The sequence below is a fragment of the uncultured Gimesia sp. genome, assembly GCF_963972345.1.
Taxonomy (GTDB): Bacteria; Planctomycetota; Planctomycetia; order Planctomycetales; family Planctomycetaceae; genus Gimesia.
In genome coordinates this window covers 1-9338 of the sequence record NZ_CAXAVM010000248.1, presented here as the reverse complement: position 1 = coordinate 9338, position 9338 = coordinate 1, and the positions used below count along the sequence as shown (strand labels likewise).

At 54.0% G+C, this 9338-nt stretch carries 8 protein-coding genes; 7 read left to right on the top strand and 1 reads right to left on the bottom strand.

Translation table 11 applies throughout. The features are described from left to right. Positions 1-232 precede the first annotated feature (232 nt). Together AACZ40_RS26235 and AACZ40_RS26230 are read left to right on the top strand one after the other, a co-directional pair. Positions 233-655 carry a response regulator gene (locus AACZ40_RS26235; protein ID WP_339676522.1) on the top strand — a complete coding sequence of 141 codons (423 nt, stop codon included), beginning with the start codon at positions 233-235 and terminating at the stop codon, positions 653-655. Between the two features lie 720 nt (positions 656-1375). Then, entirely contained in the window at positions 1376-1933 is a 558-nt protein-coding gene (locus AACZ40_RS26230) for a hypothetical protein (RefSeq protein ID WP_339676520.1), read from the top strand. A 56-nt stretch (positions 1934-1989) separates the two neighbouring features. On the opposite strand, the gene AACZ40_RS26225 is transcribed toward AACZ40_RS26230, so the two are convergent. Next, positions 1990-3384 (bottom strand): DUF1501 domain-containing protein, encoded by a 1395-nt coding sequence (locus tag AACZ40_RS26225; RefSeq protein WP_339676517.1) that lies wholly within the window; start codon positions 3382-3384, stop codon positions 1990-1992. Positions 3385-3591: 207 nt separating this feature from the next. On the opposite strand from AACZ40_RS26225, the gene AACZ40_RS26220 reads away from it, so the two are divergent. The 5 genes from AACZ40_RS26220 (at position 3592) to AACZ40_RS26200 (ending at position 9115) form a co-directional block, all read left to right on the top strand. Further along, positions 3592-5052, top strand: coding sequence for a sulfatase (locus AACZ40_RS26220; RefSeq protein ID WP_339676514.1), 1461 nt, complete (start codon positions 3592-3594; stop codon positions 5050-5052). 511 nt (positions 5053-5563) lie between these two features. Continuing rightward, positions 5564-6049, top strand: coding sequence for a DinB family protein (locus AACZ40_RS26215; RefSeq protein WP_339676511.1), 486 nt, complete (start codon positions 5564-5566; stop codon positions 6047-6049). Positions 6050-6378: 329 nt separating this feature from the next. Further along, a complete protein-coding gene (locus tag AACZ40_RS26210; RefSeq protein WP_339676508.1) occupies positions 6379-7146 on the top strand; it encodes an SGNH/GDSL hydrolase family protein in 768 nt (255 codons plus the stop codon). A gap of 134 nt (positions 7147-7280) precedes the next feature. Beyond that, positions 7281-8888 carry a sodium/solute symporter gene (locus AACZ40_RS26205; RefSeq protein WP_339676505.1) on the top strand — a complete coding sequence of 536 codons (1608 nt, stop codon included), beginning with the start codon at positions 7281-7283 and terminating at the stop codon, positions 8886-8888. Beyond that, positions 8885-9115 carry a hypothetical protein gene (locus AACZ40_RS26200; RefSeq protein ID WP_339676503.1) on the top strand — a complete coding sequence of 77 codons (231 nt, stop codon included), beginning with the start codon at positions 8885-8887 and terminating at the stop codon, positions 9113-9115. Before AACZ40_RS26205 ends, AACZ40_RS26200 begins: the two co-directional genes overlap by 4 nt. Positions 9116-9338 lie beyond the last annotated feature (223 nt).

The following is a 9338-nucleotide window of genomic DNA, read 5'->3' as shown; positions in this document are numbered from 1 at the left end:
CATGACTTATTAATTTCGAAAATAGCAATCAAAGGGAGCTTTTCTACAGAGCATTTTCGAGCCCTTTTTCACAACGAAAAGAGCGGGTAAAGGAACCGGCCTGGGACTGGCTACCATTTATGGGATTGTCAAGCAGAACAAAGGCCTGATTCATGTCAGCAGTGAAGTCGGAAGTGGCTCGCGATTTGAAATCTCACTGCCTCGGCAGGCCACCGGCGAGAAAACAACCGTTGTGAAAGAGTCCGTCCAAACCCCGCCGGGCAAAAACGAAGTCATTCTGCTGATTGACGATGAAGCAATGCTGGCGCACACCACCCGAGATATATTGGCGTCGCTGGGTTACCAGGTCATCACGTCAACCACCCCCCGCGAAGCGATTCAGGCGGCACAGAATTATCAGGGAACGATTGATCTGTTGATCTCAGATGTGGTGATGCCGGAAATGAACGGAAGAGATTTATACCACACATTGAAAATCATCAGACCCGAACTGAAGGTTCTGTATATTTCGGGATATACCGTGAATATCATCGCCGATCATGGCGTCGTTAAAGACGGGATCCCCTTTCTGCGAAAACCATTCAGCCGTCATCAGCTGGCCGTCAAAGCACGCCAGGTGATTGAACAGGATGAGCCCAGCGAGTCTGCGCAATAGTGATGCATGTGTCTGCTACCGAGGACATTCAATCTCCAGCGGGAGCAGGCCGGCTCCGCGTTTCGACGACCGGACGCGAGGCATTCTCTATTAACCAAAGGGCATTAATGCCGGTTGTTAATCAGCCCATTCTATTTGTCGTGAAGTAAAACCGTGGGTGGCCTCGGATGTAATCCGAGGTTGTCGAAGACAACAGGAGGTTGTGGGTGAAAGTGTTTGAACGATTGATGAACTTCTAACCCGCTTGCGGTAGGGACGGTCCCATGTGTCCGCCCGCCTGGGGAAGATCGAACTGGTTCCGCGCTCGGAACGGGACCAGTAAAACCATTCGCAGCGCGACAAGGCAAAGTACGTCGAGACCGCGGGCGAACACATGGGTTCGCCCCTACGGGGTTGGTTTCCGGTGGCTGATTTGATCACTGGAACTGTAACCTCCTGCTCGCTGCGCTCGGCCCGAATTCTATTCGGGCTCACCCTTCTTTTTCTTTCGTGTGGTTTCGTGTTTTTCGTGGTGGTAATCGTTTTGCATAAACGGCTGCTAACGCCGGTCGGGCTGTAAGTTTTACAGGCTGAGTTTACAAAGCAGATCTGGGAAAGGGGTGATTTGTGACCCCTGGTTTAGACAGACTTCGCAGTTTCACATCTCTGAGCCGTGGCACGGTTATTGCAAAATGGAAACCTCGTTCTGAAACATTTTCTTAATTCAAGGAGGATTGAAGAATGGTGGTTTTACTCGCTCTCGTTTTAAGTGCTGCTACGGTCCAGGCCCCTCAAGTTGTGAATGCGGACTTTGAAGCCGTTGATCCGCGTTCCGCGACACCCAGTGACTGGTATTTTACCTCGCTGCCCGGTCAGTCCCGTCTGATCAGTTATCAGTCCCAGTTGGAGCCGCAAGTGAATGGCTCGCGCGTACTGGCGATCAAGGTCTCTGCAGACCATCCACAGCAGCAGGTCTCCTACAATGCCCACCAGGATCTGCAGGGATTCCAGGCGGGAAAGACTTACCGCATTTCAGCCCGGGTCCAGACCAGAAGTCTCCAGTCACTACCGATGGTGGTGGTACAGTGCCTGAACGATTCAGCAAATAAGTCGCTGGGATTTGCCCGTTCAGAGCAGCGGAAACTGAAACAGGATCTGGCGGAATGGGAAACGATTCAAACCGAGATCAAAGTTCCTGAAGGAACCGCTACCCTGCGGCTGCGGATTGGTATTCCTTCGGAAGGCAATGCCGGCGGCACGGCACTGTTCGATGACGTGCAGGTGGCAGAAGTCCCGTAAGCAGCGATTGTGGTGCCGCTCTTTTCAGACATAGATTTCCCGGCCTGATGTGCCTGTCAAAACAGGCCGGGTATCCGTCTGCCTGCGGTAGCGACCTGAACCACCTCGTTGGGAACGCCGCGGGTGATGCGGAGTTCGCCCAGGTCAAACAGCGTGTGCATGATACTTGTAACCAGGTCTTTGCGTTCGATGGGTTCAGTCTGAGGTTCGCTGGCGTGTTTTGTGGACTGACCGATGACCTGTCCCCTGTTGAGACCGCCGCCAGACAACATCAGCGGTGCAAGATTGCCCCAGTGATCTCGACCGCCGCGACTGTTGAGTTTGGGCGTGCGTCCCATCTCGCCTGAGCAGACCAGCAGAATATCATCGCTGAGGCCGCGTGCCCGAACATCTTCGATAAAAGCAGACACGGCATGATCGAAGGGCACCCCCATGTAGTCCATGCCTTCTGCAACGCCGGCGTTATTATTGTCCGCGTGCATGTCCCAGACAAAGTTGGTGGTGATCGTCACGAAACCGCAGCCGGCTTCACAGAGTCGACGGGCCATCAACAGCAGCTTACCCAGCGACTGTGCGTTATCGATATAACGTTTGTAATTTTTCCAGCGCGTGCTGATGGATGCCGGCTTGACCAGCGGCGCGGTATCGTAGCGCGCGACTACCCGGGGATCTTCGTCTGATAAATCAAAGGCTTTGGAGACGCCGCCCAGGATCACGTCGAACGCCTGTTGCTGCAACTGCGAACTGGCGGCAAACGTTTCGCTTTTCTCCGCTGCCCAGCGGGCGCGATCCAGCTTCGCCAGTAACAGCCGACGGTCGTCGAGCCGGTTCGGAGAAATCGAAAGAGACATGTTCGACTGCATGTCGCCGCCGGCACCAGGTACGAATGGGGCATACGCGGAGCCCATCAGGCCATGTGAATCAAATTTGCCGAACTGCGTGACGGCGGGCAGCATCTTGTCATCGATGGCTTGCGGGAACAGCACCGCGTTGGTGGGCATGCCATTGACGGGATGATTGGCACCCACCACCCGCGAATAGAGGGACCCCAGATTCGCGTTGAGCGTATCCTTGTGCACGATCGGCTTGATATCGTGGCGGCTGTCCCCGGTTCGATAGGAACGCACGACCGACATCTGGTCGGCCAGTTGAGCCAGTTTGGGAAACGTCCCCCCGAACGTCACGCCGGGAATCTTCGTCGCCACTTCCCCGGTCACACTGTGGATGCCCGAAGGCGCATTCATTTTGGGGTCAAACGTTTCAATCTGGCTCGGTCCGCCATGCATGAAGAGAAAGATGACTGATTTGTTTTTCAGCAGCGTGCCCGAACCCGCGGCTTGTGCCTGCAGCGACAGTAAGCCGGGCAGAGTCATTCCACCCAGCGCCAGACCGCCCACACGCAGAAATTCGCGCCGACCCTGTTTGCCGTGATGATTGCAGAAAGAAAGCATGATTTTTCCTGAGCCTGAGAAAATCGCCTGTTCTGAACATCGTCCAATATATCAACTAATGTTTATGTTTTCCAGCTCGAATCCGGGAATGAGACAATTCTCACTCTGCAAATCGATACAGGCATTTTCTTTCGCTCTCCCCGGTCGCTATGATAACTCATTGCATTATTTCTTCTTGCTTTCAGGATTCATCGAAAGGAACTTCGGATGCGCTTGCTGATGATGCTCATATTCTTCTGCTCGTTTTACAGCCCGTTGCAGGCGGCTCAAAAGCCGAACATTCTGTTCATTGCCATTGACGATCAGAACGACTGGATCGGCTGTCTGAAAGGGCATCCGCAGATTAAAACCCCGCACATCGACAAGGTGGCAGCCAGAGGAACGCTGTTCGCGAATGCCCATTGTCAGTCGCCGCTCTGTAATCCGTCGCGAACCAGCCTGATGACGGGACTGCGACCTTCGACGACGGGCGTGTATGGTCTGGCTCCCTGGTTCCGCACGATTGAAAAATTCAAAGACCGGGTCTCGCTGCCGCAGTACCTGGAACAGAATGGTTATAAAACCTATACGACCGGCAAAATTTATCATGGCGGATATGGTCGCAAAAAAACCGACCAGGAATTCTCGGTCATCGGGCCTCCCGCGGGCGTGGGTGTGAAGCCTCCGAAAAAACTGGTTGAGACACCCAACCCGCATCCACTGGTCGACTGGGGTACGTTTCCTCATAAAGACGAAGACAAAGGGGACTGGCAGGTCGCAAGCTGGGCCGTCGATCAGTTGAATAAAAACCCGACCGAACCGTTTTTCCTGTCGGTCGGGTTTTTTCTGCCTCACGTTCCCTGTTACGCCACGCAGCAGTGGTTCGACCTGTATCCCGAAGAGACACTGCAGCTCCCGCCGTTCCTGGCGACCGACCGGGACGACACGCCCCGCTTTTCCTGGTACCTGCACTGGAAACTGCCCGAGCCCCGCTTCAAGTTTCTGCAGGAAGCAAATCAGTGGAAGAACCTGGTGCGCTCGTACCTGGCGTGCACGAGTTTCGTCGACAGCCAGGTGGGACGTGTGACCGAGGCGCTGGAGAAAAACAATCTGGCAGAGAACACGATCATAGTGATCTGGTCGGATCATGGCTGGCATCTGGGCGAAAAACTGATCACGGGAAAAAACACATTGTGGGAACGTTCGACGCGCGTGCCTCTGATATTCGCCGGCCCGGGGATTACGGAAAACGCGGTCTGCGAGAAACCGGCCGAGCTGCTGGACATTTATCCCACGTTGATCGAGTTATGCAACCTGCCACCCCGCATGGATCTGGAAGGGCACTCCCTGGTGCCTCAATTGAAAGATGCGAACACGCCCCGCAAGTGGCCCGCGATTACTTCTCACAACCGCAACAACACTTCGGTGCGGACGGAGAACTATCGGTACATTCATTACGCGGACGGATCGGAAGAGTTTTATGACATGAAACAGGATCCGGCAGAATGGAACAACCTGAGCGGTGATCCCAATTATGCGAAGCTGATTGAAGAGCATCGCGCGTGGCTGCCCACCGTGAATGAGAAGCCCGCACCGGGCAGCAAGCACCGAATTCTGCGTTATGAAAACGGTCAGGCAAACTGGGAAGAGGTCGATATCAAAGCCGACGAACCGATTCCCGAACTGTAAAAAACATTCCGAATTCGCAGCCGATACGCATCGGAAATTCTGCAAGCGAGCGGAAGCAGATCACAACAGTTTTACCATTCAGTAAAATCCTGACGGCTGATTTTTCGGCACACGATTTCTGCGGAAATTTTTGTGATGAGCATTCAAGATTCTTCACACAGGCTGCCGAACTAAGCGTGTATAACAATTAAAACTGGGAGCAAGTCACTGCTGATGAACCCAAGACAGACGCTCGCGTCTGAGTAGTCAGTTGCGGATCTTGTAACCCAATTGTAAGTGTTACACAAACAGGAGTACTACGTACTTTAAGGGCTGGGAGCTTGGGCTTCCAGCCCTTTTTTAATGCGCGTACTCTTAATGCGACTGCGTTGCCCAGTAGAGCTGTTTGTGCCCGTGTGATTCAAACTCGGCAACCATCTCTGAATCCCTTGTTGACTGTCCATGTTACTCCTACTACCTTATTCTTTCTGAACGTTCTGTTGTCGAGTAAAATGAATCGGGAAGACACAACATGTTCGAAAACGAAATTGTCATTAATCAGTTGCAGCTGAAACAGTTCGCAACCATCGTGGCGGATCTGCCTGAGGAGTCTCTTTATACACGGGGTGCCGGGCACGGGCATCCGCCGGTCTGGATTCTTGGTCACCTGGCGATTGTCGGTGAGATGGGGCAGACGTTTCTGGGAGGCAGTCTGGCACATCCGCGGTGGGTGCCGCTGTTTGGTCCCGGGTCGATTGATGAAGTGCAACCCGATGACTCCCTGACGCGTGAGACGCTGATTACGTCGCTCAACCAGGCTTACACAACATTTCAATCAATGGCGGCAAACGCGAAGCCGGAAGAGGTCGCGGGGCCGCATGGGATTGAGCTGTTTGACGGTTCTCCGATTCAGACGGTGAGCCACGCGATCTCGCTGCTGTTGACGAATCACTTTGCCTTTCACCTGGCGCAGCTCTCCAGCTGCCGCCGTGATCGCGGGCTGGGGCATATCTTTTAAGAGACCGATTCCCGCTGACTCGCATTTCTGTTGAAAACAATTGAAACCGCGGGGCGGCTGGTTTAGTCTGAAGAGATTCACTGAGAATACCTGGATCATATTTCTGAATTCGATATGTTGTTACAAATGTGGAAGAACCGGGGCTAACGCCCTGCGGCTAATGGGTCACTCCGACTGGGAAATTGTATAAAATTAAAATCAGCCGCACGGCGTTAACCGCGGTTAATACCGACCTGAGTAAGGTTACTGTCCTGAGAATCACATTCGAAACGATTAAATAAACGCTACCTGGCGACTCTTTTGTTTTCTTCATAGACAGGCTGGTTTCCATGATCCATCGTGCTGCGTCTTTCCTATGCTGTTTCTCGCTGCTGGCGGGTTGTCTGTTGTGTTTGACTCTGCAGGCGGCGGATAAAGAACCAGCGAAAGCGGACCAGGTCACCATCGTCACCTTTGGTGATTCGACGACGGCGACGCGGGGGCCGCTGGTCGTGTATTCGATGCTTCTGGCACAGGAGCTTCCCGCGGCGGGCATCCCTGTCAAGGTCGTGAATTCCGGTATCGGGGGACACACCACCCAGCAGGCGGTCGCCCGGTTTGAGAAAGATGTGCTGCAGCATAATCCCGATCTGGTGGTGATTCAGTATGGCATCAACGATTCCGCCGTCGATGTGTGGCGCGATCCACCTGCGACCAAATCGCGTGTTTCAGTGGAACAGTATGACGCCAACCTGCGCAAAATGATCAGACAGCTCAAAGAAAAACAGGTCGCCGTGATCCTGATGACGCCGAACTCGCTGCGGTGGATTCCCCGCCTGAAAAAACTGTATGGCAAACCGCCGTATGATCCGGAAGATCCACAGGGTTTTAATGTACTGCTGAAATCGTATGCGGCTGCGGTGCGGAAGATTGCGAAAGAGGAACATGTGCCGCTCGTCGATGTCTACGCGGCCTTTGAAAACTATGACAAACAGCCGAACCAGGCCGCCGACGATCTGCTGCTGGATGGCATGCATCCGAATACCAAAGGCCAGCGGATGGTGGCGGATCTGCTGCTGCCTCAGATCAAAGCAGTGCTCGCGACACAGAACAAATGAACGCCGCTGGTGCGGTCTCTGCTGTTTTCCTGCGAATACGGTCGATTTTTTAACCGGTTCGCTGTATCGTAGGAAACAATTCAACGGGTCGCTCACTCCATCTGATTTCGAATCTCATTCAGGGTTCATTCCTCATGCAGTCACTGTCGTTCCTCGATTTTGCCGTGATCGCCGCATATCTGATCGGAACACTGGGCCTGGGTCTGTATATCGGTTCCAAAATCAAGACCGGTTCCGATTACTTCCTGGCCGGTCGCAAGCTGCCGTGGTGGGCAATTGGCATGTCGCTGGTGGCGACCGACATTGGTGCCGTTGACATTGTGGGCACGGGAGGAGCCGCGCATCAGCATGGCCTGGCGGTCGCGAATTTCGAATGGATCGGCTGCGTGCCTGCGATGATCATCGCCGCATTTGTGTTCATTCCCTTTTTCTGGCGGAGTGGCGTCACCACGATTCCCGAATACATGGAACGCCGATTCAACGTCGCGGTCCGCTCGGCACTGGCGATCTGCTGGATCATCTTCATGGCGTGCAACCTGGGCATCATGCTGCTGGCTTCCGCGAAAATGATGCACGTGCATCTGGGGATGACCGTCAACGCCTGCATTTATCTGACGGCGTTCCTGGTCGGCATCTACACCATTTCCGGCGGACTGGCGGCCGTCGTGTATACCGACATGATTCAATGTGTGATCATGATCGGAGGCTGCCTGCTGGTGCTCGTGCTGGGAATTATCGACCTGGGCGGCATTGAGAATTTTCAGGCGGAGATCAAAAAACAGGAACAGATCCAGAATGCGAAGCAGGCCGCCATCGTCGCAGAACAACAGGCGGAAGCGGAACCAGCGGCAACCGGCGACGTCTCGCACACATCGCTTATTCTGCCCGCTGACGCCGACACGCCGTTTCCGTGGACGGGCATTTTTTTCGGTCTGGCGTTGATTCTGAGCCCCGCCTACTGGATTGGTAACCAGGCGATTGTGCAACGTTCGCTGGGAGCGAAGAGTGAATTCGACGCGAAAGCAGCCTATGTGTGGGGGGCGCTGCTCAAAAACCTGGTGCCGGTGGTTGTCGCGGTGCCCGGCTTGATCGCCTTTGTGAAATTTCCCGAACTGACGGACGGAGACCAGGCGTTTCCCGAACTGATTTCGCATCTGCTGCCCACTGGTTTAAAGGGGCTGTTTCTGGCGGCTTTCCTGGCGGCGCTGATGTCGAGCATTGACTCGTATCTCAACTCCGCGTCCACAATTGTAACCAACGATTTCTACAAACGTTTTTATCGCCGAGACGCCAGTGATGAATCGCTGTTGAAAATCGGCCGTATGGTGACGTTCCTGCTGGTGCTCTGGGCCATCGGTTTTTCCTTCTTCCTGATGACCCGCAGCGAAGGCATCTATACGATCTTCCAGACACTGATGGCGTTTTTCCAGGGACCCGCGTTTGCGATCCTGCTCACGGGTCTCTTGTGGAAGCGGGCGACCGGCGTGGCCGCGTTCATCGGGTTCATTGTGGGCGTCTGCTTTTCGATCACGCTATTCACGTTGAACCAGGAATCGGTCTACACGGCACTGGGTATGGAGCCGCTGTTTCAGATTTCTGAACCGTTCCTGTATTTTTCGATCTGGGCGTTCGTGGTTTCGTTTTCGCTGATTGTGATCATCAGTCTGCTGACGAAGCGCGAGCCGGACGAAAAGATTGAAGGGCTGGTCTTCAGCCTCAAACCGCGAAAGGAAACCGCATGACGCCCCTGCATCATATTGGAAATTTCGTTCGCGACCTGGTGATACAGATTCCGATGTCGGCGGTGCGGCTGTTGTTTGTCGGCACCCTGGTCGCGGTTTTCATCTGGGTCCTGCGACTCCCCCGGGAAACCACGACGGCAGAGAACGCGACGCACTGGTATCAAAACCTGAAAATCTGGGCCTGCCTGGCACTGGCGATTCAGATTGTGATCTACAGCATTTTCTGAATGTGGCAGCGCTGATAGTGATTTGATTTTTTGCTACCATGAAATCACGAAATGACACGAAATTCTCTGATCGGTAAGATGTAAAACCTGGGGTGGTCCCGAATGTAATTCGGGATTGTCGGAGACAACAGAAAACTGTCAGTGAAAAGGTTCGAACGCGGGACGAGTTTCCAACCCGCTTGCGGTAGGGGCGGTCCCATGTGTCCGCCCGCCTGGCGAAAAT